The sequence below is a fragment of the Paenibacillus xanthanilyticus genome, from assembly GCF_042682185.1.
Classification (GTDB): domain Bacteria; phylum Bacillota; class Bacilli; order Paenibacillales; family Paenibacillaceae; genus Paenibacillus_Z; species Paenibacillus_Z xanthanilyticus.
In genome coordinates this window covers 849595-875168 of record NZ_JBHUHA010000001.1, presented here as the reverse complement: position 1 = coordinate 875168, position 25574 = coordinate 849595, and the positions used below count along the sequence as shown (strand labels likewise).

Here is a 25574-nt window from a genome sequence, read left to right as displayed (position 1 = left end):
GAGAAGAAGAGACCGCGTCCGGACAAGATGCGGTCTTTGGTTTGCTTTGGTCTCCACGAAGGACATGCCGAAACAAAATAGGAGTGATTACTCACTTTACGATGTGCAAGTGAGATGCTACAATGAATTTATAAATGAGTGATTACTCACATTCGTCGAAAGGTGTGATTGGCGCATGGCGATGAGCGTAATGGCCAACAACGAACAGGAGACGGTGTTATCGATCGAGAGTGTCACGCGGGCATTCGGCAGCCGCATGATCCTGAACGGGATCTCGCTAGACGTAAAGAGAGGCGAGCTTCTCGGACTGTTGGGACCATCGGGTTCGGGCAAAACAACGTTAATCAAGCTCATCACCGGCATTGACCGAACCGATCGAGGCGAAATCCGGCTGTTCGGAGAACGAATGCCAAGGCTTGCGATGTTGAGCCGGTTCGGTTATATGGCTCAGTCCGATGCCCTCTATAACGAGCTTTCGGCCAAGCAAAATCTGCAGTTTTTCGGAAAACTGTACGGATTGCAAGGCACGCGTCTTACATCCCGGATTCAAGCGGCCATGGGCATGGTCGATCTGTTGGATCATCTCGACAAATCAGTGGCGGCTTACTCCGGCGGCATGAAGCGCAGACTTTCGCTCGCGATCGCGCTTCTGCACGAGCCCGAATTGCTCATTCTGGATGAGCCGACGGTCGGAATCGATCCGGTACTGCGTCTTGCGATCTGGCAGGAGCTGCTCGCGATGCGGGATAAGGGGACGACGATTATTTTGACGACCCATGTCATGGACGAGGCGGATCGCTGCGATCGGATCGGACTGCTTCGGGAGGGACGCTTGACCGCCGTCGACACGCCTGAGGCGCTGAAGCGCCAGAGCGGGAAGGCGACGATCGAGGAAGCGTTCATCGCGCTCGGGGGAGGTGCGGGGCAATGAGAATATCCGCGCTCGCGACACGGATCATGCAGCAATTCGTCCGGGACAAGAGAACGCTCGCCTTGCTTTTCCTCGCGCCGCTGCTGGTGCTTACCCTGATGTACTTCGTCTTCAACGGGCAGGAGCCCGAACCGGATATCGGCGTCGCCGGCATGCCGCAATTGGTGGCGGCGAAGCTGGAGAAGGCCGGTGCGAACGTGACGATCTATGACCATCGCGAAGCGGGGATGGAGGCGCTGCGAGACGGCGAACTCGACGCGCTGCTGGAGATGGCGGACGGGAGACCCGCGATCCTGCTGGAAGGAAGCGATCCCGCGGTGAGCCAAGGCGTGCAAATGATGCTTCAACGCGCCATGGGGCAAACGGGAGGGGAGAGCGCGCAGCCGGACGTTCATTACCTTCACGGCAAAGCGGACCTGACCAGCTTCGACTCGTTCGGACCGGTGTTGGTCGGCTTCTTCTCCTTCTTCTTCGTCTTCCTGCTGGCCGGTGTCTCGTTCCTGCGCGAACGAACGACGGGCACGTTGGAGCGTCTGCTGGCCACGCCGATCCGTCGCGGCGAAGTGGTCGCCGGTTATTTGGGCGGATTCGGTTTGTTTACGCTGCTCCAAGCCGCGCTCATCGCGGGGTATTCGATTTACGCGCTCGATCTTTATATGGATGGCTCGTTCTGGCTCGTACTGCTGATTAATCTGCTCCTGTCGTTGGCGGCGCTTACGCTCGGTACGCTGCTCTCCTCATTCGCCAGCACCGAGTTTCAGATCATCCAGTTCATTCCCATTGTCATCGTGCCGCAGGTGTTCTTCTCGGGGTTGTTCAGCTTGGATACGATGAATCCATGGCTGCAAAAGCTCAGCTTCTTCATGCCGCTCTATTACGGCGCAGACGCCTTGCGCGGGACGATGATCCGAGGGGAAGGGCTCTCCGACATCCTCGTCAACGTGCTCGTGCTGCTCGGCTTCTCGATCGCGTTCGCGCTGCTCAACGTGGCGGCGTTAAAGAAACAGCGGTCGATTTAACACATCGCTTGTTCAACTTATATAGGCAGTAGGAGGTATTACAAGTGGCAAACGCATACGAACCATGGATCGAGGAGCTGCTTCGCGTCGAATCGGAAGGCCAGCGCATGACGGAGAAGCAGCGGCGGATCGTCGAGTCGGCCGTCGAAGTGTTCGCGGAGAAAGGCTTCGCCGCTTCGTCGACGAGCGAAATCGCGCAGCGCGCGGGGGTGGCGGAGGGCACGATATTCCGGCATTACAAGACGAAGAAAGACTTGCTGCTGTCGATCGTCACGCCTGGCATCATCAAGCTGCTTGCGCCGTTCCTGCTCCGCGAGTTCAAGAACGTGCTCCAAACCGGATATGACAGCTACGAACAGTTCCTGCGGGCATTCATCGAGAATCGCATCGCGTTCGTGGAAGAGAATGCAAGCATGCTCAAAATCGTGCTGCAGGAGCTGCCGTTCCACCCCGATCTGCAGCGCACGCTGGAGGAGCTCGTCGTCACGCAGGTGCTCGAGCGGGTCACGCGCGTCGTAGAGAAGTTTCAACGCGAGGGCCAATTGATTCTGCTGCCGACACGGACGGTCATCCGCTTATCCGTCGGCACCATCATGAGCTACGTCCTGATGCGCGCCTTACTCCTTCAGCGGGGCGTCGAATGGGACGACGAGGCTGAACGACAGGCAACGATTGATTTTATTATGAAGGGGCTTGCCCCGTGAGATGGAGAAAGAGACCTTCGGAGACGTGTCCGGGTCTCTTTTTTTGTGGCCTAGTACATAAAAGAAGGCATTTCTAACCACAATACAACGGGCTCGCGACTGTCGACGAATGAAGTCGCACGTGGTTGCGGGCTAATCAATCGTCGTTACCGACCTAAACATTCCGAGGAGGAACATCCTATGACATCGCAATCCCAAGCACAGCAGCAGTACGGCACGGCGCAATACGGCGCGCATGAAATTCTCGAAATTCACGAAGTCCTGGCGGCTTCCATCGATGCGATCAACCTATTCCAAGTGTACCGTCCGTTCGTTCAAGATCCGCAGCTGGCTCGGATTCTGGACAATCAACTCCAATTCATGACGCAAGGCTACCAGACCTTCGTTCAGCTGATTAACGGTCAAGGCGCGGCGCAGCCGGCGCAATTCCGCGCGCCGAAGAACGTGCAGCCGCTTCTCGGGCTGCGTCAGCCGACTCCCGCGGCGCCGAACCAGCCTGGCGAGCAATTAGATGATCGCGACGTTGCTTGCGCGGCGCTGAACTGCCACAAGAACGGCGCCGTCAAGAAAATGTTGGCGGCCCTGGAATGTACGAACCCGCAGTTCCGCGCATACCTGCAGCAATCGGCCGTGAACTGCTCCGAGCAAGCGTACGAGCTGTGGCAATACATGAATCAAAAAGGGTTCTACCAAGTGCCGACGCTGCAAGATAACACGACGCAAACGATGATCCAAACGTACGCGCCGGCACCGCAAGGAGCTTTCGCTACGCGCTAAACGCATAAGCAGCACAAGAGCCTCCGGCGAAGAAAGTGTTTCTTCGCCGGAGGCTCTTTCGCGCCCGAGGCCGGGTAATTGGCGTTGTGCGGGAAATAGACGGTTTTTATTTCCCGGGCGAGCGCACAACTCGACACATTCAGGGATAATTTTCATCCGGGTGTCAAAAATTAGCCGGTCGAACGCCGCTCGAGCGCGGCTGGGCGGCTTTAGCGTCCGGATGGATTCCGGCGGATTTGAGCGTCCAAAAGGAAGGTTCCGAAGGGGATAAAGGCGAGGATGAATGCCAGCGCATCTCGTTTCCATGGCCATCGGGCCTCAATCGCCGCATGGACCAGCGCAAGCATGTACAGCCCGAACAGCGCCCCGTGCAGGCCTCCGACGACCGAGACGGCTCCGGGCATGTCAGCCCAATACTTCAGCGGCATGGCAATGAACAACAGCACCAGAAACGATAAGCCCTCCACAAGCGCAATTAACCGAAATCTTCCAACAGCCGTTTTTAACGTCATTAGGGACAGCCTCCAAGATGATATCATTTCATTCCCTTAAATATTACGATAGCTTTGTCACGATGGCGTTGACTTGTTTGACAAATTGGTGTACTTTACAAGGCAAAACGGCTATTGCCGTCTATTACTGCGAGGCGGCACGTACAACAACTCGTCAATTCACCGATCAAGGAAATAAGCGAAGCTAGGGGAAGGAAGGCGATTCATGTTTACATTCGAAGGACAATCAGTGCTTATAACCGGCGCGACAGGCGGCATCGGGCGGCATCTGTCGTTCGGCTACGCGGCGGCCGGCGCCCGGACGATCTTGACCGATAAGGACGAAGCCGCCGGGCAGCAGCTCGCCAAGGAGATACGGGAAGCCGGTGGCCAAGCGGAATTTTTCGCAGCCGATCTCGGTTCGCCCGCAGATATAGCCGCGTTATTTAACCGCGTGAACGAGCAGGCCGAGTCGATTGATATTCTCATCAACAATGCGGGCTTCGGCATCTGGAAGTCGCCGCTCGAGCTGAGCGTCGAGGAATGGGACAACGTCGTGAACGTCAATTTGCGGGGCACCTTCTTGTGCGCGCGGGAAGCGGCGATCCGGATGAAAGCGCAGGGCAGAGGGAGGATCGTCAATATCGCCTCGACCCGCGCCGCGATGTCCGAGCCGAACGGCGAAGCGTATGCGGCGACGAAAGGCGGCATCGTCTCGCTGACGCACGCGCTGGCCGTGTCGCTCGGCGGTCATGGCATCACGGTGAATTGCATCAGCCCGGGATGGATCGAGAACGGCGACTATGACGCGCTGCGACCGGCGGACCATGCGCAGCATCCATCCGGACGAGTCGGCAAGCCTGATGATATTCTGAAAGCGTGCTTCTATTTGACAGGCCCGGGCAATGATTTCGTGACCGGCATTAATTTGACGGTCGACGGCGGCATGACGCATCGCATGATCTACGAAGAATAACACAACGATACGCGCCCGTCGAATGATTGACATTCGACGGGCGCGTATCGTTGTAGCGGAAGCTGCGGCTTCGCTTTAGAGGTTTTCCGCCGATTTGGTTTCCTTCTGCCGGTCGATCGCTTCCGACATCGTTTTGTCCGTCAGATGAGCATAGATTTGCGTCGTCTCCGGGGAAGCGTGGCCGAGCTGCTCCTGCGTCATATAGAGATCGTTGCGCAAATAATAATCCGTTGCGAACGAATGGCGAAGCTTGTGGACGGATAAATACGGCTTGCCGAATCGCTTGGCGTATTTGATGACCATCTCCTGGATCGCCCGTTTCGTCATCCGGGAACCTTCCGTCTTCCCGTTGGCGATCGCGAGGAACAGCGCCTTCTCGCGTCTGGGCGCCTTATAGCGGCTGTCTCGGAGCGCCATATACTGCTGCAGCTCGCGAATGGCCTCCTGGCGGAAGTAGACCGGCGTCTTGAACGTATCGTCGTTTTTGCCTTTACGGAAGACGTACAGCAGCTTCTTCTTCATATCGAAATCGTCGACGTTCATGTTGACGACCTCGGAGACGCGAAGACCGGAATTCAGAATGAGGCTGATGATGCACGTGTCCCGCACGCGATTCTGCGTATAGGCATAGAGCGCCTGCTTATTATCTGCAACCTCTTGGGCGTAATCTTCATGAATGAACCGGATAAATTCGTCGATCTCGTTCTCCTGCAGCAGCTTGCCTTCGAGCTTGGCCGCTGTATCCTTCGGCTTGTGGGTCCGTTTGATCGAGACCTTCGCCATCACGTTGCGCTTGAGCAGCGGGTAGAAATTCTCGTCCTCCGCGATTTGGCTTAAGTAATGGAACAGAGAACGCAGTGACGACAGCTTGCGCGTAATCGTCGTGCGGCTGTTCGCATGCTCCTTGCGGGTGGCAAGGAACATCTTGAAATGGTCGATGCTGTCCATATGCAGCCGCTCCAGCTCTTCCAGTTTCACGTCGCGGAGGGCGGGTCCTTCGGCGAGCCCCTCGGCGAGGAGCCAGGAGAAGAACGTCTCGTAATCGCGCACATATTCGAGCAGCGAAGAGGGCGAGAGATCGGGCAGCTTATAGCCTATAAATTTCTCGACGTACCAGGGCATGGTCGGCACCTTGCGATCCAATTCCTGGCGGTCCTTGATCTTGATGATGTTCATGCGCTTCACCTCTTGTCCCTATTGTAGCAGAGGCGAACGGTCGATGGAAATGAGCGGGAATCGGAAAAACGGCAGTTCGGCCGCATGCCGAATCTGCCGTTCGCTGAAGTTACGGGTTATTGCCGTGCTGCTTGGTCGGCAGCTTGGAGGATGGCGTTCCTTTGCCGTGGATCGCCTTGTTCTTCTGGGCTTTCTCCTGCGTATCGTGCACCTTCGCCACGAATTCGCTCGTCGATCCGTTCAAGGATTCGTTCATCGTCGATTTCCGTCCTTTCGCCTGCATATAGTCGGATAGGGCGTCGAGGAAGCCGCGCGCCCATTATGGCAGCCGCCTGCTTCAGCGGTAGGATGCCCGGATCGGAAGACGTGGAAGCGTGGCAAATTTAACCGTAGACGAAAGAAACATTTCCATGCCGACCGGCAATAGGGTTGGTAGCGCAGCAAGAAATTTTTGTTGCATTTGTGATAATAATTGCATGTTTTGGGGTATACAACATATACATATCAAATGCCTGACGACGCAAGGTGAAACGGTTGTCGCCGTCTTGAATGGCGCGGCGCGGTTCAATCCGATGATGTAGAGGTTGATTTATAAGCGTTAACCTTATAAATTCCTATATCGCAAATGTAACGTTAGAGCTTACTTGGCAGGAGTGTATATGAACATGATGATCAAAAATATATGGAATCCGACGCATAACGAAATTCGCCGCTGGGCCTATGAAGGGACAAGCCTCCCGCATCCGCATTGGGCGATAACGCTCATTGACTTCAACAATTTGCAAATTTTGATCGAGCTCGCCGGCGATGACAACTGCAGGCATCAGTCGTTCTTCCAAAAATGCCTGTATGCTTTTACCGGCTCCGTGATGGAAAAGCATAATTTGCACGAGGTTCAGCGTCTGGAGACGACGCTTGAGAATATGGGAAATTTCGAGCAGCCCGATTCGATTCGGGAATGGATCGCGTTCTCGCAGGGGATCCTGCTCGGCGAGCACGAGGAGCTTCCGGTTTGGGAGTTGGCGCACGGAACAAATCCGATGTCCGTGTACGCCGCCCATGAAGCGTGACCGACTGCTGCTATCGGCTTATTCGCCGTGTATGTCCAGAGATTGCAAGATAGGACCGTTTCGCCGCGGAGCGAGACGGTCCTTTGTGTTGGGCGCCGCTCTTGCGAGCATCGGCTTACGTATCCAAAAATGACATGAAAACACCACTAATCGCACCCGTTCTGCGTATCCTTGCGTCTATGATACACTCACCCTACAGCATAACCTGGCTTCAAGCCGGGGATAGGAGTGTTTATCATGGCTAAATCGACTCAATATCCGTTCCAGGACGCGTCATTGCCCCTCGAAGCGCGCGTGGAGGACCTGGTCTCCCGATTGACACTGGACGAAAAGGTGCGGCTGATGCCGCAATATATGGCTGCGATCGACCGGCTCGGCATCGGCCCTTATAAGCATGGTACGGAAGCGGCGCACGGTATCGCCTGGCTCGGCGAAGCGACGTCGTACCCGCAGCCGATCGGACTGGCCTGTACGTGGGATACGGAGCTGCTGCAGCGAATCGGCTCCGCCATCGGCGACGAAGCGCGCGTGTTCTACAAACGCAATCCGGCGATTAACGGCTTGACATTGTGGGCACCGACGGTCGATATGGAGCGCGATCCAAGATGGGGGCGCACCGAAGAAGCCTACGGCGAAGACCCGCATTTGACGGGCGAGCTGTCGGCCGCGCTCGTCCAGGGCATGCAGGGCGATCACCCGTTTTATTTCAAGGCTGTCGCGACGCTGAAGCACTTCCTGGGTAATAACAACGAGATTAATCGCGGCAGCTGCTCGGTATCGATCGATCCGCGCAACATGAACGAATATTATTTGAAGGCGTTCGAGCCGGCGTTCGTCAAAGGCGGCGCGCAATCGATGATGACCGCCTACAATTCGGTCAACGGCACGCCTGCGCTACTGCTCGAAGACGTCAACCGCGTCGTCAAGGAGAAGTGGGGCATGGACGGCTTCGTCGTCAGCGACGCCGGCGACATGATGGGCATCGTGAACGATCATCACTATTATGAGACATACGCGCACGCAGTGGCCGACACGATTAAGAGCGGCGTCGACTCGATTACGGACGAGTTCGAGCCGGTCTGCGCGGCGATCCGCGAGGCGCTTGCGCAAGGATTGCTGGAGGAGTCGGATCTGGACCGCGCGCTGCGCAACACATTCCGCGTGCGCATAAGGCTGGGCGAATTCAATCCCGAGGATAACCCATACGAAGCGATCGGCGAATCCGTGCTGCTCTCTTCGGAGCACGCGGCATTGTCGCGCGAAGCGGCGCGCAAGTCGGTCGTGCTGCTGAAGAACGAGGGCGGCTTGCTCCCGTTGAACGCCGGGAAGCTGAATAACGCGGCGGTCCTCGGACCGCTGGCGAATAGGGTCTACCGCGACTGGTATTCGGGCACCTTCCCTTACAAAGTAACGCCGCTGGAAGCGATTCAGGCCAAACTTGAAGGCAAGTCCGTCGCATTCGAGGATGGCAGCGATCTGGTGCGCTTCGCCTGCGCGGACGGCCGTGCGTTGTCCGTCGAGCATAGCGATGCGCTCGTCGTCAAAGCGATCCAAGGCGAAGGCGAGATTTTCCACGCCACGGATTGGGGCTGGGGTGCGCACACCTTCATCAGCCGTACGACAGGCAAATACGTGACGACGGCGAACGATGCGACGCTGACAGCCGGCGCCGACGACATTTGGGGCTGGTTCGTGAAGGAGATCGTGAACGTGCATCCGCAGGCGTCCGGCGAGGTGAAGCTGACGTCGTGGAATAAGCGGGCGCTCGAGCTGCGCGGCGACGAATTGGCGCTGTCGGATCGTCCGGGCGCGGATCATGCCGCCCCGCTGCGCATGATTCAAGTGAAAGACGGCTTGGCCGACGCGGTACGCGCGGCGAAAGAAGCGGAGGTCGCGGTCGTCGTGGTCGGCAACCATCCGCTCATTAACGGCAAAGAGGAGATCGACCGTCCGGATCTGTCGCTCGCGGAATCACAGGAGCGTCTCGTGCGGGAAGTATACGCCGCGAATCCGAATATGGTCCTCGTCGTGGTCGGCAGTTATCCGTTCGCGCTGAACTGGGCGCAGGAGAACGTCCCGGCGATCATCTACGTATCGCACGCCGGTCAGGAGCTGGGCAATGCGATCGCGGATATCTTGTTCGGCGACGCCGCTCCGGCTGGCCGTCTGAATATGACGTGGTACAAGTCGGCGGAGCAGCTGTCCGACTTCATGGAATACGATATCCGCAAGGGTAAGAAGACGTATCAATATTTCGACGGGGAAGCGCTGTATCCGTTCGGCCACGGGTTGACGTACGCGACGATCGAATATGGCAATCTGCGGCTGAGCGCAGACCGTCTCCAGGCGAACGGGGCGGTTACGGTCTCGGTCGATGTGACGAACGCGAGCGGCGCACCAGCCGAAGAGGTCGTTCAGTTATACGGCCGCGCGATCCAATCGCGCGTGGAACGCCCGCTCAAGACGCTGCTTGGCTTTGCGCGCATTACGCTCGCCGCCGGAGAGACGAAGACCGTTCAATTCGAATTGAGCGCCGAAGCGCTGGCGTTCTGGGACGTTACGCGCGATCGCTATTGCGTCGAGAACGGCGCCTACGAGATTCAGGTTGGTCGCTCGTCTGCGGATATCGCGCTTGCGGTTACGCTCGAAGTCGATGGCGAGACCGTCCCTGCCCGCGATTTGAGCGAGTGGACGCGTGCCGAGAATTACGACGATTACGACCGGTTGTATTTGGACGAAAGCAAGGAAGGCGGCACCTGCGTCGTGCCGACGGCGAACGGGGCATGGTTAAGCTTCCGCGATGTGGAGCTCGGCGCGGGCGCAGCGCGATTCGAAGCTCGGGCTGCCGCGATCAAAGGCGGCGGACGCATCGAGATTCGATTGGGCGGCGCCGAAGGCACGCTCGTCGGCGAGACGGAAGTAACCGCCAAAGGCAGCCAGGAGTGGGACACGGTTGCCTGCGAATTGACCGGCGCAACCGGCCGACAGGAGGTTTGCCTCGTTCTGACGGGCAACGTGCGTATTAGCCGCATTCGATTAAGCTAGGCTGATTGGTTTGCGTTCCTAATCGGGAGATTGGGAATGCAGCATTCAGCCAGTACGGATTGGTTTGCGTTCCTAATCGGGAGATTGGGAATGCAGCATTCAGCCAGTACGGATTGGTTTGCGTTCCTAATCGGGAGATTGGGAATGCAGCATTCAGGGCTGATTGGTTTGCGTTCACGGTCGAAAGACCGGGAATGCAGCATTCAGCCAAAGCTGATTGGTTTGCGTTCACGGTCGAAAGACCGGGAATGCAGCATTCAGCCAAAGCTGATTGGTTTGCGTTCCTAATCCCGAATCCTTGTATTGCGAACAGCCGCCTTCGGGGCGGCTTGTTCGCATTGGACCGCTGCGGCCGGCATGCGTCTGCATCCTTCTTGCGAAATATGCTATAATGGCAGACAGACCAATGGACATGGCGGGTGAGAAAGAGATGGAGAAGACGGCGATGGAAGCGTGCGAGTCGACATGCGAAGGCACGGCCGCCGATCTGGCGGAAATACGGGGCAAGCTGGTGACCGAGCAGTCCGCGGCGCAGCTGGCCGACCTGTTCAAGGCGCTTGGCGACCCGACTCGCGTGAAAATCATTCATGCGCTGCAGCAAAGTGAGCTGTGCGTGCATGATCTGACCCAGGTACTGGATATGGGACAATCGGCGATCTCGCATCAACTGCGATTGCTGCGCAATCTTCGGATCGTCAAGCGGCGCAAAGTCGGCAAGACGGTCTTTTATTCGCTTGACGATGATCATGTGGAACAGCTGTTCATGCTGACGCTTCAGCATTTGACCCATCCATGACGAGCGCAGGCGCGCGGAAGCCAATGAGCCTCCGAAGACTGCCGAAATTTAACGCGCCGGGCGTTGCGATACTGATAGCAGCCCTCTTCGTGTTCGCGGGTATCGCGTACATGCTGATTCGGCTGCCGAACGCCGATAAGCCAGGCGGATATCGCGAATACGCGTACAGCCGGCACGAGTCGCCGGATGGCGTGGCGATCCATTTGCTGAAGACGTCGCCGAATAATATCAAGCTCGAGCGGATCAACGCGAACGTGACGGATACGGCATTCTTCGGCGTGAACGGCGGCTTCTTTTATGAGGGAGCGCTGCTGAGCATCGCCGTGCATAACGGCGTCCCCGTGAACACGGCGTCCGGTTACGGCTCGGGGGACGAGAACGCCAAGTATGCCAGAGGCACATTAGTCTGGGACGCGGCGGCCGAAAGGTTCAGCGTGCAGACGGTGCGAAGCGCAGCCGATATCAAGGTGAAGGATCGGCACCGGTATTGGGCGCAGGGCGGCATCAGTCTGGATTTGAGCCCCGGTCCCGCGCATAGTTGGCGTTGGAAGACGGACGCCGAGCGGATGCCTTTCCCGGACGATCGGCGCCTTCGGACCGCAGCCGTCTACGATGATCGCGGCCGTCTGCTGCTGATCGTGAGCGAGAATGCCGCGACGGCGTCGCAATTCAGACAAGCCATCATAGATTATGACGAGCAGGATCGGGAAGCCGCGCTGCTGGGCGGTATTTTCCTCGACGGCGACGGCTCGTCCCAGCTTCGAAGCGCGGAAGCCGTGCTGCCGGGAGACCGCAGATCGGTTGTGCAGATGATCCGGCTGCTCCGTTGATAGATTACGAGAAAAGGATGAAGACAGCATGATAACGAAACAAGCGATTGCCAAAGACGAACTGGAAGCCGTCTACAAAATCAGGAAAATCGTCTTCGTGGGCGAGCAGGGCGTGTCCGAAGAGGAAGAATACGACGAGCATGAAGAGCGCGCCGAGCATGTGCTCGTGTATCACGAAGGCCAGCCGGTCGGGACGGGGCGCACGCGCGTCGTGGAAGACATGGCCAAGATGGAGCGCATTTGCATATTGCCTGAATACCGCAAGCTGGGTCTGGGCCGGCATATTATGGACGCCCTGGAGGGCATCGCGCTGGCGAAAGGCCTTAAGAAAGCGAAGCTTCATGCGCAGACCCATGCGGAGCCATTCTACGAGAAACTCGGCTATAAGCGAATCTCGGACGTCTTCTATGAAGCGGATATACCGCATGTCGCCATGGTGAAAGCACTCTAATTCCTAATGTACCTCGTTTCGGAGAGGCGGATGTCCTTATTGGATATCCGCCTCTTTGTCGTGCGCAGCTCGCTTCGTTGCGATAGAAATTGCACACTAGCCGTAATCAATGTCATGTAAACTAACATATATATTGATTAAACGAATTAATTGCTCTAATATGTAAGGAATACTAACATAATAGACTGACGAAACCGGCAATTGGCCGATAAGGAGGAGGCGTTGTCTATGGATTATCAACCTATACTGCAAGCGATTCGGCAAGAAGACGCGCCTGCCGTGCTGGCGACTATCGCGTCGGTGAAAGGTCACGCCTATCGAAAGACCGGAGCGGCGATGCTGTTCCGGCTGCAAGCCGGTTCGGTCGGAAGCATCAGTCCGGGCTGTCTGGAAGCGGATTTACTCGCGCGCGTGCCTCAAGTTTGGCAAACGGGTAACATGCAGCGCGTCGATTATAATATGAATCCCGACGAGGACGCGATTTGGGGCGAGTCGGTCGGCTGCGGCGGCGCGATCAGCGTGATGTTGGAGCCTGTGCGCGGCCATTTGTGGGATTGTCTGACCGAAGCCGGACGCCGGATGGAACGAGGCGAGACGACCCGGTTGATCCGCGAGCTTCGCGGCGGGCTGCTCCACTACCGCTTGGAGAGCGGCCTTGCCGCAGAAGCGGCGAGCGAAGATCCGCGATTCCCGCAGACGCTGATCGTGCCGAGGCCATCGCTGCTGCTGTTCGGCGCCGGCGAAGACGCGATGCCGATCAGCCGCCGCGCGCAGGAAGCGGGCTTCCGGGTCGTCGTCGCGGATTGGCGGGAAGGATTGCTGACGCGCGAGCGGTTCCCGGACGCGGAGCTGATTGCCGGAATGCCGGAGTCGATCATCGCCGAGGCGGGCATCCAGTCCGGCGGGTACGCGGTTATCGGCAGCCATCAGGCGCAGCGCGACCGCGCCATGCTCGCGGCGCTCACCCAATTGGAGATGGGGTATATCGGAATTATCGGATCGCAGCGGAGAATTCAAATGTTGGTCGATGGTTTGGAGGCCTCGCGCTTAACACCCGTCCATGCGCCCGCAGGACTGCAGATCGGTGCGGAAGGCCCGGAGGAGATTGCCGTCAGCATCGTCGCGGAGCTGATCGCCGTTCGGGCGCAGCGGCGCGCGCTACGAGTCAAAGGGGGAAACGGCAGTGAAAATCGCAGGCATTTATTTGGCGGCTGGAGCCAGCAAACGAATGGGCGAACCCAAGCTGTCGCTCGAGCTGTCGCCGGGCATTACGCTCGGCAGCCGCGGGCTTAGGGAGATGTGGCGCTGCGGGATTAGTCCCATCGTCGTCGTCGTCAGACCCGATGATCCGCTGCTTTGGCTGTGCGAGCGCGAAGAGGCGAGGGCCGTCCTCCCGGAGCTTCGGATTGCACCCTGCCGGGACGCTGGGCAAGGGCTATCACGCTCCCTGCAGGCGGGAATCGAAGCGCTGCGCGGCGAGAACCCCGATGCCGTGCTCATCTCGCTGGCCGATCAGCCCTTCGTCTCCTCGCTTCAGCTTCGGAGACTGATGAAGATCTACCTGGGCAGCCCCTCCCTCGATTACGTCGCATCCGGCAAGGGGCAGACGCCGATGCCGCCCGCTATACTAAGCCGTTCGCTGTTCTCCGCCCTCGGCGATCTGGAAGGGGACGAAGGCGCCAGGAGACTGTTTCGCAATCCGGAATACCGGGGGGCTGTCGCTCGCTTCGCGGCCGAATGGGCGTTTGTGGACGTGGACACGCAAGAGGATCTCAAGCATGCCCGGATGCTGTGGCAGGCGATCCAGACGAAAGCGAAGAGCGGTACGTACAGTTGATCATGTCACAGGTTGGATTCCTTGATGACAGAATTAGGCGCCGTGCACAAAAGAGGCGGTGCTGATTCGGATATAACGCCATAACCTATGTTATATAAGTTGACGTCAGTTGCGAACGGATCTATATTGTACCTAACATCCAGTGCAGACGCCGACGAAACAAAGAGACATGGGGAGGATTCATATGAAACTTCGTAACCGGTTCGGGATACTTGCGTTGATGATGGTCATGACGGTCGTTCTGGCTTTGGCGGGTTGTTCCGGCGCGAACAACGCGAAGGAGAGCGGGGCCAATAACGGGAACGGCGCAGACGCGGCAGGCACGAAAGCTGCCGGGAATGCCGGCGAGAAGAAGCTCCCGCGCGTCGCATTCGTCTATATCGGGCCGCCGGGCGACGGCGGCTGGACCTATCAGCACGACGAAGGCCGCAAGTATATGGAGGAGCAGACCGGGGTGAAGGCCGATACGGTCGAGAACGTGCCGGAGAGCGCGGACGCCGAGCGGGTCATTACGGAGCTGGCGCAAAATCACGATATCATTTTCACGACGAGCTTCGGCTATATGGACTACACGCTGAACGTCGCGAAGAAATTCCCGGATGTCGTGTTCGTTCACTGCGCGGGCTACAAGACGAACGACAACATGGGCACGTATTTCGGCGAGAATTACGAAGCGAGCTACTTGAGCGGCATTGCCGCCGGCAAGATGACCAAGAAGAATCATATCGGCTATGTCGGCGCGTTCCCGATCCCGGAAGTCATTTATAACATTAATGCCTTTACGCTCGGCATCCAGAGCGTTAATCCGGATGCGAAAGTGTCGGTCGTGTGGTCCAATACGTGGTTCGATCCGACGACAGAACGCCAAGCGGCCGTCAGCTTGCTCGATCAAGGCGCGGACGTCTTGATGGCCTATCAAGATTCCCCGGCGACGATTCAAGCGGCGGCGGAGCGCGGCGCGTTCGCGGGCGGCAACGATTCGGATATGTCTCGTTTCGCGCCGGATTACTATCTGACGAACCCGATTTGGAACTGGGGGCCGTATTATACGAAGGTCGTCAAGGCGGTGCAAGAAGGCACGTGGACAAATGAGCCATACATGGGATCGATGAAAGACGGCATGGTCGGTCTTGCGCCGCTCGGCAAGAACATCCCGGACGACGTAAAGAAACTCGTCGAAGACGCGCAGGCCAAAATCCTAAGCGACGAGCTGCACGTCTTCAGCGGACCGATCGTCGACCAGTCGGGCGCCGAGAAGCTGAAGTCGGGCGAAACGATGGAGCTCGCCAAGATCTTGGAGATGAATTGGTTCGTTAAAGGCGTCGAAGGCTCGATTCCGCAATAAAACGCGCCGGCCGAGACGGCTGTTCATCCATAATTAGCGAAGAACAAATCCCTTGTCGAAGGGATTTGTTCTTTATCGGGCCTCCATCGGCGTATGCGAGCGAGCATGATGGCAGGAAAAGGGAAGGAGGAAAAGGTATGAACGTGGCTAATTCGGTCGAGATGCACCAAATTGTCAAACTTTTCGGTCAAGTTACGGCCAACGATCGCGTTGATTTTAGCGCCCGTACCGGCGAGATCCATGCGCTGCTCGGCGAGAATGGCGCAGGCAAAAGCACCATGATGTGCATGCTCTCGGGCGTATATCGACCAACAAGCGGCGATATCTATATCCATGGCGAGCAGGCGCGTATTCGGGGGCCGAAGGATGCGATGAAGCTCGGCATAGGCATGGTGTTTCAGAACTTCCGGCTCGTGCAAACGCTGAGCGCCGCGGAGAACATCGTGCTCGGCGAGCGCTCTTCCTACTGGCGCGGGGGGCGCTGGCTGAAGGCGAAGATGGAGGAAATCGAAGCGCTGGCCGATCGCTTCGGATTGCCTTTCCCCGTGGACCGGCCGATCTGGCAATTGTCCGTTGGCGAACAGCAGCGGGTCGAGATCGTCAAGACGCTGTACCGCGGGGCGAATATCATCATTCTGGACGAACCGACCTCGGTGCTGACGCCGGGTGAGGTCGAGCAGCTGTTCTTCACGCTGCTTCATATGAAATCGGAAGGCAAAACCGTCATTTTGACCACGCACAAGCTGAAGGAAGTGATGACCGTCGCGGATCGGATCTCCGTCATGCGCAAAGGGCGAATGATGCATACGCTGGACAAGTGCGATACCGACGAGCGGGAACTCGCCCGTCTGATGGTCGGCAAGGAAGCGCTGAGCGAGACGCAGCATCTTCCGCGCCAAGGCAAGCCTGGTCATACGCTGCTGGACGTCCAAGGACTCGAAGTGATGGCGGACCATGGTCGCAAGGCGCTGGACCGGTTCGATCTTGCGGTTCGCGCGGGCGAAATCGTCGGCGTGGCGGGCGTCGCGGGCAACGGGCAGCGGGAATTGGCCGAGGTGCTGTCGGGGTTGCGAATCTGGAAGAGCGGCTCGATCCGGTTCGACGGCGAACCGCTCGCCAACGGTTCGGTGCGCGGCGCGATCGAAGCGGGCATCGCCCATGTGCCGGAGAACCGGATGAAGAGCGGGCTAGCCGGTAGTTTAGGCGTGGTCGACAATTTGCTGGTTAAATCGTATGCCAAAGCGAGTCGCTCCAAATTGGGGTGGATGCGCAGATCGGATAATCGCAGCTGGTCGCAAGCGCTCGTCGAGCAATTCGACGTCAAGACGCCGGATCTGGATACGCCGGTGCGATCGCTGTCGGGCGGCAACCAGCAAAAGCTGCTGTTCGCGCGGGAGATCGACCAGAATCCGAAGCTGATGGTGGCCGTTCATCCGACGCAAGGACTCGACGTCGGCGCGACGGAAGGCGTCCACAGACTGCTGCGCGAGCTTCGCGACAACGACCGGAGCGTGCTGCTCATCTCCGAGGATCTGGACGAAATCATGCGGCTGGCCGACCGTATCGTCGTCATTTATGGCGGATCGATTGCCGGGGAGGTCGCCCGTGAGCACGCGGACCGGGAGCAGATCGGACTATGGATGGCCGGCATGAGGCGCGATGAAGAGGAGGTGGACCTATGAGCGAGCAGCAAGCGTTAACATCCGCACCGGCTACTCCGGAACCCGCCGGTTCCGCCAAGTCCCGGCTGCGGCTGGAAATCGAACGAAGCCATGCGGGCCAAGGCTCGCCCTGGTGGATCACGATCGTATCCGTCCTGCTGGCGCTCGTGTTCTGCGGCATCTTCATTGCGGCTAACGGGATGAATCCGGTCACCGTCTATGCCAAGATGATCAGCGGCGCGTTCGGCTCGTCGTTCGGGATCACGGAGACGCTCGTCAAGGCGATACCGCTGCTGCTTTGCGGACTGGGCGTCGCGATCGCTTACCGGATATCCGTCTGGAACATCGGCGCGGAAGGTCAATTCGTGATCGGCGCGATGGCGGCGACCGCCGTTACGGTATATTGGCCGAATCTCCCGGTCTACGCGGCCATCCCGCTGATGATCGCGTTTAGCATGGCGGCAGGCGGCGTCTGGGGGCTGCTGACGGCGATTCCCCGGACGCATTTTCAGGTGAACGAGCTGATTACTTCGCTCATGTTGAACTATGTTGCGCTGCTCGCGCTGGACTACGTCGTGTTCGGGCCTTGGAAGGATCCGAAGGGCTTCAACTTCCCGGGCACGCCGATGTTCACCGAAGCGCAGTCGCTGCCGCTGATCGGAGACAGCCGTCTCCATCTGGGTCTGGCGTTCGCCATACTAGCCGTTATCTTGTACGCGGTCGTCGTCAAATACACCAAATGGGGCTATGAGCTTCGTCTCATCGGGGCGAATTCGGAAGCCGCGCGCAATGCGGGTATCGGCATCAAGAAGCATATTTGGATCGTCATGCTCATCAGCGGCGGACTGGCCGGCTTGGCCGGCATGAGCGAGGTGTCCGGCGTCACGCACCGTCTGATGTACGGAATTTCGCCCGGTTACGGCTACACGGCCATCATCGTCGCATGGCTTGCCCGCCTGAATCCGATCGGACTTACCGTCTCGTCGGTGCTGTTCGCCGGCTTGATCGTCGGCGGTTACAGCGTGCAGACGATTGGCCTGCCGTCGTCGATCTCCGAGATGATTCAGGGGGCCATCCTGTTCTTCCTGATCGCCGGCGCCACCATTAGCAGAATTCGAATCCGCCGAAGAGGTTGAAAGGGGCGTAAGCGATCGATGGATGTCTTCACGCAATTATTAATAGCCGCCATTTCCTCTGGAACGCCGCTCTTGTTCGCGACACTCGGCGGTATTCTAATCGAACGCTCGGGCATCATTCAGCTTGGTGCAGAAGGGCTCATGCTCATGGGCGCCGTCACGGCCTGCTTGACCTACCTGAATACGGAGAGTTTGATCATCACACTGCTAGCCGTAATAGCCGTTTGCGCGGCGATCGGCCTGCTGCATGCGTTCATGACCGTATCGCTTCACGCGAACCAGATCGTGAGCGGACTTGCGATCACCATGTTTGGCTCCGGGCTCAGCGCGTACTTGGGCAAAGGGGTCAGCGGTACGCCGCTGCCGATGGCGGTTCCCAAAGTCGAGCTGCCATGGCTGGAGGGAATACCTGTCGTCATGGCGCTGTTCGGCCGGCTGGATGTACTCACGTGGTTCAGCTTTGCTCTTGTCATCGCGCTTCATATGTACATTCACCATACCTCTTGGGGCCTTCATATGCGGGCGATCGGCGACAATCCGTCGACGGCCGACGTGATGGGGATTCGGGTTCAGGCTTTCCGTTACGGCTGCGTCATTATCGGCTCGGCGCTGATCGGTCTTGCCGGGGCGGACCTCCTGCTCGTCTATTCGCCGACCTGGATCGAGGGCATGACATCCGGGCGCGGGTGGATCGCGGTGGCGCTCATCATTTTCGCCAGATGGAATCCGGTTCGCGCGTTGTTCTGCGCGTATTTTTTCGGGGCGCTCGATACGCTCGGCTTCCGTATCCAGTTGATCGGCAGCCACATCCCGCCATATTTTCTGAAAATGATTCCGTACATCGTCACGATTCTCGTCCTCATGGTGCTCGGTTACCGGAACCGCAACAAGCCTTCCGGTTCTCCGGAGGCGCTCGGCGCGCCTTATATCCGTGAACAGCGATTTTAACGAAATCCAAGGAGGCGATCCGCATGCCGAACACGCATGCCAGCATGTCCGTCATGCCGTCCGTATGGCGTCCTCGAGAGATCGGGGAGGCCTATCGGATGAAACAAACGGTTGGCGAGTCCGCCGTCTATGCGGCGGGGGTGACGCTGCTGCGCACCCAGTGGGAGGCGGGAACGGCCGCCATGCCAACGCATTTGATCGATTTGAGCGCGATCCCGATGCTGTCGGGCTATCAGCTGGAACAAGGCGAGCTCGTGATCGGCGCTTGCTGCCCGCTCGGCGCGCTGCACAAAGATCCGCTTGTCCGTTCGTCATCTCCTTTATTGGCTGAAGCGATCCGCAATATCGCGGCACCGTCGATCCGCAATTTGGCTACGCTGGGCGGCAATGTCGTCTCTCGCATCGGGGACTCGCTCCCCGCGCTGCTCGCGGAGGAAGCCGAGCTGATCTGGCTGGGGATGAACGGGTTGCAAGCCGAGCCGTTGAGCGATTGGCTGGCGGCTGACATTGGCGAACAGAAGGGACGGTTGCTGGTGCAGATCCGATTGAAAGCAAGCATCGCGAGCGTGCAGGCTGCAGACGGCGCGAGCGGCGTAAAGGCGAATCATCCTGGGCGTATCGATTCCGCTCCATCGACTAATGTTCGCGTTTACCAGAAGGTCGGCCGCCGGGAAGCGTTCACGCCTTCCGTCGCGACACTGGCGATCTCGGCGGAATGGGAGCCGGTGGCCGGCAAGTTGAAGGAGCTACGCATCGCGGCTGGCGGCGGACAGACCATTCCATCGCGGCTTGAACGGACGGAGCGGCTGCTTGAGGGGCATGCCGACCCGCTCGGCGAAGAATGCGCGGCCGAGGTGCATCACGCGGCCATGGAGGAATACATGCCAGTTGGCGATCTGTTCGCCTCGAGCGGCTATCGCAAGATGACGGTGGCGAATTTGCTGGTTGCCGAGCTTTGGCGCATGCGGGAGCGTTTTGCATAAGGAGTGAGGAGAGATGGCGTTAAACCGGGAAACAAGCGGCGGCAGATGGCGGATCCGGCCGGACGGACCCGCCAAGGTGACGGGGACGTTAACGTACTTAACGGATATGAGCATGCCGGGCATGTTGTATGGGCGGGTACTGAGGAGCCCGCATCCTTACGCGGGGATCAGAATGATCGATACGTCCAAGGCCGAAGCGCTGGAAGGCGTCCATGCGGTGTTGACCTGGCGCGATGTTCCGGGGCTGAACGGCTACGGCATCGCCGTGCAGGATCAACCCGTGCTCTGCCGCGATTATGTGCGTTATGTCGGGGACGCGGTCGCGACGGTCGCCGCGGATACGCCGGAATTGGCGGACTACGCGTTGTCGCTCATCCAAGTGGATTACGAGGTGCTTGCACCTATCGTTGACCCCGAAGCGGCGCTGGAGGATGACGCGCCCAAGCTGCATCCGCACGGCAACGTGCTGCATCGCGCCGGGCATGAGCAAGGGAATATCGCGGAAGGGTTCGAGCAATGCGTGCACGTCGTGGAAGCAACTTACTTAACGCCGAGACAGATGCACGCCTATATGGAGACGGAGGGCGGGTTGTTCGTTCCCGAACCGGACGGCCGATTGACGGTTTACGCCCCGACGCAGCACGGTCTGATGGACCGGCTGCAGCTCTCGCGTATTCTAGACCGACCTCAGACGGATATTCGTATTGTATCGAGTCCCATTGGCGGCTCGTTCGGCGGCAAGGACGAATTGAACATTCAACCTTACGGCGCGCTGCTCGCCCTGTGTACGGGCCGTCCGGTGAAAATCCACAATTCCCGGTGGGAATCCGTGCGCGCCGGTCTGAAACGCCATCCGATGACAATCAAAATGAAGACCGGCATCGATGCAGACGGGCGAATTAAAGCGCACGACGTGTCCATTATCGCGGATACCGGGCCGTATGCGACACTCGGCGCCGAGGTGCTGAATTTCGCAGTCGAGCATGTTATCGGCCCTTACCGGTACGAACACCTGCAAGTATCCAGCGTGTCGGTCCATACGAATAACGGGATGTCCGGCGAATTTCGCGGGTTCGGCGGCAATCAGGCGATATTCGCGCTGGAAGGACAGATGGACCGGCTTGCGCGCAAGGCGGGAATCGATCCTTGGGAATTCCGGCGATTGAACATGAGACGCGCGGATGACCCGGGTCCGTTCGGGCACCCGATCGCGCGGACGAACGGCGCGGAGCAAGTCTGGCGCACGCTCGCAGAGTCCGACTTATACGCAAGGCGAGGATATCTTGAGGACGCTGCCGAGGCTCCATTGTCACCGCCATGGATTCGCAAAGGGATCGGAGCCGCGTTCGTCATGCACGGCGCCGGCCTCGGCTTCGGCATCCCCGATCCGGCTGGCGGCCGGCTGCGGCTTGCCGGGGACGGGAAGATCGAAGCGCTGTTCGGGTACGAGGAATTCGGCCAAGGGCTGATCGCGACCTTGGAGCTGATGCTGATCGAAGAATTCGGCTTCGCGCCGGACGACTTCCGCATCGTCATCGGCGACACCGATCGGGTGCCGGACAGCGGATCGACGACGGCGTCGCGCGCGACTAGCATGATGTGGCAATCGCTGCAGCGGCTGCGCGATCCGTTCCGCTCGGCGCTGCTTAAGGCGGCGGCCGCGCTGCTGGATCGGCCTGCGGAGGAGCTGGCAATAGGCGAAGCGGGCGTGCGTGAGAAGGGCGGAGAGCGGAGCTTGCTTCTTGCTTACCAGGATCTTGCCGCTGGTTCGGGCGAAGAAATCGCGGTCGAGACGAATTTCATCTTCCCGGCCTCGGATACCAAGCGGATCGGCGCTCACTTGCTATATACGTACGCCGCCGTGGCCGTCGAAGCCGAGGTGAACACGCTCACCGGCCGCGTGCGCGTCACCGATCAATTCCATGCGGTTGCGGCAGGTCCCGTGATGAATCCGCAGGGGTATCTCGGACAGATCGAAGGCGGCAGCAGCATGGCGCTCGGATACGCGCTGACAGAGGAAGCGGTCATGAGCGAAGGCGAATATGTGACGAAAAACTTCGACACGTACCTCATCCCGACGATCGAGGATTCCCGAGGCCGATTCGAGGTCGTGCCCATTGAGGAACTGCCGGAAGGCGACCCGCACGGACCTAGAGGCGTAGGGGAGATCGGATCGGTAGGGCTTGCTCCGGCCATCGCGGAGGCCGTGTTCCAAGCCTTGGGAACGCGGATAACCAGACTCCCGATCGATCCGGAGGAGCTGCAGAAGCCGGCGAATGCACTTAGAAAGGCGGCGAAAGCTCATGATTGAACCAACCATGAAAGCCGGCGCGAAACAAACGCTTCAATGTTCCTTGAATGGTTCGCCCGTCGAGCTGGAAGTGCAATTGAGCAAACGGCTGCTTCATATATTGCGCGATGATTTGGGGCTGACGGGGACGAAACGCTCCTGCGAAATCGGTCGGTGCGGCGCCTGCATGGTGCTCGTGGACGGCAAGCCGGTCAATTCTTGCCTGACCATGGCTTATCAATGCGCGGGCAAATCGATTACGACCATCGAGGGGATATCCGGAGGAGGCATTGACCCGATCCAACAGGCATTCCTATCGGAGGGTGGCTATCAATGCGGCTACTGCACGCCCGGCATGATCGTATCGGTCCAAGCGCTTCTGCGGGAGAACGCGAACCCGAATGAGGATGAAATCTCGGAGGCGCTGTCGGGCAATCTATGCCGGTGTACCGGCTACGGCGGGATTATGAGAGCCGTTAAATCGGCGATTGCGGCGTTGAACGCGGAATGATTAATAACATTAATAAAACATTAATAAACTCTCAGGAACCGCATTCGGCTTCCTTCGCATGCTAAGATGTTGCTCGTTGAATCAAACAAGCATCTTGCATAGGAGGACGATTTACGATGATGAAGCGCGCGATGGTCATATTGATGGCCTGTATCCTATTCGCGACCTCGGCCGGCGTCTCGGAAGAACGCGCCCATGCGGCTGCGCCGGCGACGCTCAAATTGGGAAGCACGGGCGTTGACGTGCCGGATCTGCAGTTCCGGCTGCAGCTGCTCGGTTACTATACGACGACGATTGGGACGAAATTCAATCTGTCCACTCAAGTGGCGGTACGCCATTTCCAACGCGCCTACGGATTGCCGGTCAACGGCATTGCCGGCCCCGCGACCTGGACCAAGCTGAAGAAGCTGACAGTCAGCAAGCCGGAATTGGCCAAGATGGCGCGCGTGATTTACGGCGAGGCAAGAGGCGAGTCCTACACGGGTCAAGTGGCGGTAGGGGCGGTTATCATGAACCGGTTGCAGTCGCCGCTGTTCCCGAACACCATAACGGGCGTGATCATGGAACCGTACGCGTTTACCGCGGTGGCCGACGGACAATACTGGCTGCTTCCGAATCAAACCGCGTTTACGGCGGCTCGCGCGGCGGTGAAAGGTTACGACCCGACCCGCGGTGCGCTATTCTATTACAATCCGGTAACGGCGACGTCTACTTTTATGCACGAGAGAACGGTGACCACGAAGATCGGCAGACACTTGTTCACACTTTAATTTATGTCATTAACCATTCATTCAATTAATGGCATTAACAATCCGCAGCGATGCGGATTTTTTTTATTTACGGCTTGTCCACCACCGCAACATTGTGCCGTGCGATCGCGTTCAATATGGTGAAAGCGTTTTGGAGCACTTTACCAGTTAGGCTTCCATTTCCTCTAAAGGAGCGATGAACGTGAAAAAATGGCTGATCGGATTTATGGCCGCCGCTTTGATCGTATCTGGAGGCACCGTCGCATCGGCCGACGGCAGTTCTTCCAAGCACGGCGGGAAGAAGGAATATTCGGCATTTTGCAAAGATATTTTGGCCTCGCTGCAGGAGAAGTTGAATCAGACGACGGACGATCGGACAAAGCGCCAAATCCGGTATTACATCGATTATTTCAAGAAAGAGTGCAGTGCCAGCGGCAATGAGGCGAATTCCGACAGCGCGAAGGTCGCCAAGGACAAAGAAGCGCTTCGAATCGGTTATCGCGAAGGGGATTCGGCCGGCAGCGTGACCGGGCCTTTATCATTCCCGAGCCGCGGCTCGAACGGTTCCAAGATCACTTGGCGCTCATCCGACCGATCGGTTATTTCCGACAATGGCCAGAAGGTGACGCGGCATGCGACTACGGATAAGAAAGTCAAAATAATGGCAACGCTGCAGTTGGGCAGCGCGAAGGAGACGAAGACGTTCGAGGTCACGGTGAAGCGCCAAGGCTTGACGTCTCATCAGAAAGTCGCGCTGGACGCGGCCGCGCTCGCGATCTCGTTCAACGGCAGCGACAGGGCGGATTATGTGACACAAGCGCTGAAGCGCCTGCCTGTCAAAGGGAGCAACGGAAGCCATATTAAATGGTACTCGAGCGCTCCGCAGATCGTCTCGGAGGACGGTCTTCATGTGAATCGGCCGGCCTATGGAACCGGCGACGCGGTTGTCAGGCTGACTGCCATCGTCCGTCATGGCAGTGCCGCCCAAGTGAAATCGTTCTCGCTGACCGTCAAGCAGCTGCATACGACGGACGCGGACCGGGTAAGGCTCGATAAGAACAAGCTGGCGATTGATTTCGGTGGAAGCGACCATGCCGGTAGCGTGACGAGACCGCTCGACAAACTGCCGACGACCGGGGAGAACGGTTCAAAAATCATGTGGACGTCCAGCTCGCCTGAAGTGCTGTCAAACGATGGTAAATCGTTAAGGTTGCCAAGCGGCACTTCGTCCATGAAGGTATACCTAACCGCCATTCTCACCGTCGGCAGCTACTCGGACGTCAAAGTATTCGAGCTGACCGTCAAATCCGCGTTAACCGATGCCGAGCGGGTAGCCGCGGATATGAACGCGCTGCTCGTGCAATTCGGCTCGGGCGATCATACTTCCAGCGTAACCAAGGCGATCGGCTTGCCGGATAAAGGAGTGAACGGCAGTTCGGTATCGTGGCGTTCCAGCAATCCAAGCCTCATCTCCGACGACGGCAAGTCGATTAATCGTCCTGCCAACGACACGCTCGTCTATATGCTGGCGACGGTCAGATATAACGACGTGTCCGATGTCAAAGTCTTCTCCCTGATCGTGAAGGCGAGGACGTAAAACGAGTGGTTCCTCCGCATATACCGTTTGACGAAACGAAAGCCGGGCAACCCTAATAGGGTCCCGGCTTTTTTTGGCATAAATTGGGTAAGTAGAAGGGTCGTCCTTGCTAGTTTTAGAGAGCGTTTTCATTCGATCCAGCGCGAGTAACGGCAAATGGGATGAATCGGTTGGCCGAAGCCTCGATTATTCCGGGGGAAACGAGTATAACCCATCTGTTTTCGAGATGAATTGCATCTAAGGTTACTATT

Annotated in this window: 24 protein-coding genes; 21 read left to right on the top strand and 3 right to left on the bottom strand. The window is 58.2% G+C overall.

Features of this window, described 5'->3' with window-relative positions; all coding sequences use genetic code 11:
* The first annotated feature begins 175 nt into the window (after positions 1–175).
* From ACFSKT_RS03755 to ACFSKT_RS03740, 4 genes are all read left to right on the top strand, one after another.
* Entirely contained in the window at positions 176–931 is a 756-nt protein-coding gene (locus ACFSKT_RS03755) for an ABC transporter ATP-binding protein (RefSeq protein WP_377720461.1), read from the top strand.
* Positions 928–1950, top strand: a complete 1023-nt coding sequence (locus ACFSKT_RS03750; RefSeq protein ID WP_377720460.1) for an ABC transporter permease — start codon at positions 928–930, stop codon at positions 1948–1950. Before ACFSKT_RS03755 ends, ACFSKT_RS03750 begins: the two co-directional genes overlap by 4 nt.
* 44 nt (positions 1951–1994) lie before the next feature.
* Positions 1995–2654 (top strand): TetR/AcrR family transcriptional regulator, encoded by a 660-nt coding sequence (locus ACFSKT_RS03745; RefSeq protein WP_377720459.1) that lies wholly within the window; start codon positions 1995–1997, stop codon positions 2652–2654.
* Positions 2655–2834: 180 nt separating this feature from the next.
* Entirely contained in the window at positions 2835–3431 is a 597-nt protein-coding gene (locus ACFSKT_RS03740; RefSeq protein ID WP_377720458.1) for a spore coat protein, read from the top strand.
* A 209-nt stretch (positions 3432–3640) separates the two neighbouring features.
* Here the strand turns inward: ACFSKT_RS03740 and ACFSKT_RS03735 are convergent, their stop codons facing one another.
* On the bottom strand, positions 3641–3943 hold the full coding sequence (locus tag ACFSKT_RS03735; protein ID WP_377720457.1) for a DUF3817 domain-containing protein: 303 nt from the start codon (positions 3941–3943) through the stop codon (positions 3641–3643).
* Positions 3944–4148: 205 nt separating this feature from the next.
* Here ACFSKT_RS03735 and ACFSKT_RS03730 point away from each other — a divergent pair, with 205 nt between their 5' ends.
* Complete coding sequence (locus tag ACFSKT_RS03730) at positions 4149–4898, top strand: SDR family NAD(P)-dependent oxidoreductase (RefSeq protein ID WP_377720456.1); 750 nt, start codon at positions 4149–4151, stop codon at positions 4896–4898.
* A 75-nt stretch (positions 4899–4973) separates the two neighbouring features.
* Here ACFSKT_RS03730 and xerS read toward each other — a convergent pair whose 3' ends face one another.
* On the bottom strand, positions 4974–6074 hold the full coding sequence (xerS, locus tag ACFSKT_RS03725; RefSeq protein WP_377720455.1) for a tyrosine recombinase XerS: 1101 nt from the start codon (positions 6072–6074) through the stop codon (positions 4974–4976).
* 109 nt (positions 6075–6183) lie between these two features.
* Positions 6184–6330, bottom strand: a complete 147-nt coding sequence (locus tag ACFSKT_RS03720) for a DUF4023 domain-containing protein (RefSeq protein WP_377720454.1) — start codon at positions 6328–6330, stop codon at positions 6184–6186.
* 409 nt (positions 6331–6739) lie between these two features.
* Here ACFSKT_RS03720 and ACFSKT_RS03715 point away from each other — a divergent pair, with 409 nt between their 5' ends.
* The 16 genes from ACFSKT_RS03715 (at position 6740) to ACFSKT_RS03640 (ending at position 25323) form a co-directional block, all read left to right on the top strand.
* Entirely contained in the window at positions 6740–7144 is a 405-nt protein-coding gene (locus tag ACFSKT_RS03715; RefSeq protein ID WP_377720453.1) for a hypothetical protein, read from the top strand.
* A 237-nt stretch (positions 7145–7381) separates the two neighbouring features.
* Positions 7382–10189: a glycoside hydrolase family 3 protein gene (locus ACFSKT_RS03710; RefSeq protein WP_377720452.1), complete on the top strand. Its 2808-nt coding sequence runs from the start codon at positions 7382–7384 to the stop codon at positions 10187–10189.
* Positions 10190–10619: 430 nt separating this feature from the next.
* Positions 10620–10985, top strand: coding sequence for an ArsR/SmtB family transcription factor (locus ACFSKT_RS03705; protein WP_377720641.1), 366 nt, complete (start codon positions 10620–10622; stop codon positions 10983–10985).
* A 23-nt stretch (positions 10986–11008) separates the two neighbouring features.
* A complete protein-coding gene (locus tag ACFSKT_RS03700; RefSeq protein ID WP_377720451.1) occupies positions 11009–11815 on the top strand; it encodes a hypothetical protein in 807 nt (268 codons plus the stop codon).
* Between the two features lie 28 nt (positions 11816–11843).
* Entirely contained in the window at positions 11844–12266 is a 423-nt protein-coding gene (locus ACFSKT_RS03695; RefSeq protein ID WP_377720450.1) for a GNAT family N-acetyltransferase, read from the top strand.
* A 228-nt stretch (positions 12267–12494) separates the two neighbouring features.
* On the top strand, positions 12495–13559 hold the full coding sequence (locus tag ACFSKT_RS03690; RefSeq protein ID WP_377720449.1) for an XdhC family protein: 1065 nt from the start codon (positions 12495–12497) through the stop codon (positions 13557–13559).
* Positions 13495–14103 carry a nucleotidyltransferase family protein gene (locus tag ACFSKT_RS03685; RefSeq protein WP_377720448.1) on the top strand — a complete coding sequence of 203 codons (609 nt, stop codon included), beginning with the start codon at positions 13495–13497 and terminating at the stop codon, positions 14101–14103. The genes ACFSKT_RS03690 and ACFSKT_RS03685 overlap by 65 nt, the downstream gene beginning before the upstream one ends.
* Before the next feature lie 184 nt (positions 14104–14287).
* Positions 14288–15448 (top strand): BMP family ABC transporter substrate-binding protein, encoded by a 1161-nt coding sequence (locus tag ACFSKT_RS03680; protein WP_377720447.1) that lies wholly within the window; start codon positions 14288–14290, stop codon positions 15446–15448.
* A gap of 137 nt (positions 15449–15585) precedes the next feature.
* Positions 15586–17130, top strand: coding sequence for an ABC transporter ATP-binding protein (locus ACFSKT_RS03675; protein WP_377720446.1), 1545 nt, complete (start codon positions 15586–15588; stop codon positions 17128–17130).
* Positions 17127–18245 carry an ABC transporter permease gene (locus tag ACFSKT_RS03670; RefSeq protein ID WP_377720445.1) on the top strand — a complete coding sequence of 373 codons (1119 nt, stop codon included), beginning with the start codon at positions 17127–17129 and terminating at the stop codon, positions 18243–18245. The genes ACFSKT_RS03675 and ACFSKT_RS03670 overlap by 4 nt, the downstream gene beginning before the upstream one ends.
* An 18-nt stretch (positions 18246–18263) precedes the next feature.
* Positions 18264–19193: an ABC transporter permease gene (locus ACFSKT_RS03665; RefSeq protein ID WP_377720444.1), complete on the top strand. Its 930-nt coding sequence runs from the start codon at positions 18264–18266 to the stop codon at positions 19191–19193.
* A 23-nt stretch (positions 19194–19216) separates the two neighbouring features.
* On the top strand, positions 19217–20176 hold the full coding sequence (locus tag ACFSKT_RS03660; RefSeq protein ID WP_377720443.1) for an FAD binding domain-containing protein: 960 nt from the start codon (positions 19217–19219) through the stop codon (positions 20174–20176).
* A gap of 13 nt (positions 20177–20189) precedes the next feature.
* On the top strand, positions 20190–22487 hold the full coding sequence (gene pucD, locus ACFSKT_RS03655) for a xanthine dehydrogenase subunit D (protein WP_377720442.1): 2298 nt from the start codon (positions 20190–20192) through the stop codon (positions 22485–22487).
* Positions 22480–22977, top strand: a complete 498-nt coding sequence (locus ACFSKT_RS03650; protein ID WP_377720441.1) for a (2Fe-2S)-binding protein — start codon at positions 22480–22482, stop codon at positions 22975–22977. The genes pucD and ACFSKT_RS03650 overlap by 8 nt, the downstream gene beginning before the upstream one ends.
* A 116-nt stretch (positions 22978–23093) precedes the next feature.
* Positions 23094–23747, top strand: coding sequence for a cell wall hydrolase (locus tag ACFSKT_RS03645; RefSeq protein WP_377720440.1), 654 nt, complete (start codon positions 23094–23096; stop codon positions 23745–23747).
* 181 nt (positions 23748–23928) lie between these two features.
* Positions 23929–25323 (top strand): immunoglobulin-like domain-containing protein, encoded by a 1395-nt coding sequence (locus ACFSKT_RS03640; protein WP_377720439.1) that lies wholly within the window; start codon positions 23929–23931, stop codon positions 25321–25323.
* The last annotated feature ends 251 nt before the right edge of the window (positions 25324–25574 follow it).

Excerpts from the sequence above, each read along its gene's own strand:
- ACFSKT_RS03700 (WP_377720451.1), top strand. The coding sequence starts at position 11,009 with ATGAGCCTCCGAAGACTGCCGAAATTTAACGCGCCGGGCGTTGCGATA.
- ACFSKT_RS03755 (WP_377720461.1), top strand. The coding sequence starts at position 176 with ATGGCGATGAGCGTAATGGCCAACAACGAACAGGAGACGGTGTTATCG.
- ACFSKT_RS03670 (WP_377720445.1), top strand. The coding sequence starts at position 17,127 with ATGAGCGAGCAGCAAGCGTTAACATCCGCACCGGCTACTCCGGAACCC.
- ACFSKT_RS03730 (WP_377720456.1), top strand. The coding sequence starts at position 4,149 with ATGTTTACATTCGAAGGACAATCAGTGCTTATAACCGGCGCGACAGGC.
- ACFSKT_RS03645 (WP_377720440.1), top strand. The coding sequence starts at position 23,094 with ATGATGAAGCGCGCGATGGTCATATTGATGGCCTGTATCCTATTCGCG.
- ACFSKT_RS03750 (WP_377720460.1), top strand. The coding sequence starts at position 928 with ATGAGAATATCCGCGCTCGCGACACGGATCATGCAGCAATTCGTCCGG.
- ACFSKT_RS03735 (WP_377720457.1), bottom strand. The coding sequence starts at position 3,943 with ATGACGTTAAAAACGGCTGTTGGAAGATTTCGGTTAATTGCGCTTGTG.
- xerS (WP_377720455.1), bottom strand. The coding sequence starts at position 6,074 with ATGAACATCATCAAGATCAAGGACCGCCAGGAATTGGATCGCAAGGTG.
- ACFSKT_RS03675 (WP_377720446.1), top strand. The coding sequence starts at position 15,586 with ATGAACGTGGCTAATTCGGTCGAGATGCACCAAATTGTCAAACTTTTC.
- ACFSKT_RS03695 (WP_377720450.1), top strand. The coding sequence starts at position 11,844 with ATGATAACGAAACAAGCGATTGCCAAAGACGAACTGGAAGCCGTCTAC.
- ACFSKT_RS03710 (WP_377720452.1), top strand. The coding sequence starts at position 7,382 with ATGGCTAAATCGACTCAATATCCGTTCCAGGACGCGTCATTGCCCCTC.
- ACFSKT_RS03680 (WP_377720447.1), top strand. The coding sequence starts at position 14,288 with ATGAAACTTCGTAACCGGTTCGGGATACTTGCGTTGATGATGGTCATG.
- ACFSKT_RS03720 (WP_377720454.1), bottom strand. The coding sequence starts at position 6,330 with ATGAACGAATCCTTGAACGGATCGACGAGCGAATTCGTGGCGAAGGTG.
- ACFSKT_RS03650 (WP_377720441.1), top strand. The coding sequence starts at position 22,480 with ATGATTGAACCAACCATGAAAGCCGGCGCGAAACAAACGCTTCAATGT.
- ACFSKT_RS03705 (WP_377720641.1), top strand. The coding sequence starts at position 10,620 with ATGGAGAAGACGGCGATGGAAGCGTGCGAGTCGACATGCGAAGGCACG.
- ACFSKT_RS03690 (WP_377720449.1), top strand. The coding sequence starts at position 12,495 with ATGGATTATCAACCTATACTGCAAGCGATTCGGCAAGAAGACGCGCCT.
- ACFSKT_RS03740 (WP_377720458.1), top strand. The coding sequence starts at position 2,835 with ATGACATCGCAATCCCAAGCACAGCAGCAGTACGGCACGGCGCAATAC.
- ACFSKT_RS03715 (WP_377720453.1), top strand. The coding sequence starts at position 6,740 with ATGATGATCAAAAATATATGGAATCCGACGCATAACGAAATTCGCCGC.
- ACFSKT_RS03660 (WP_377720443.1), top strand. The coding sequence starts at position 19,217 with ATGCCGAACACGCATGCCAGCATGTCCGTCATGCCGTCCGTATGGCGT.
- ACFSKT_RS03685 (WP_377720448.1), top strand. The coding sequence starts at position 13,495 with ATGGGCGAACCCAAGCTGTCGCTCGAGCTGTCGCCGGGCATTACGCTC.
- pucD (WP_377720442.1), top strand. The coding sequence starts at position 20,190 with ATGGCGTTAAACCGGGAAACAAGCGGCGGCAGATGGCGGATCCGGCCG.
- ACFSKT_RS03665 (WP_377720444.1), top strand. The coding sequence starts at position 18,264 with ATGGATGTCTTCACGCAATTATTAATAGCCGCCATTTCCTCTGGAACG.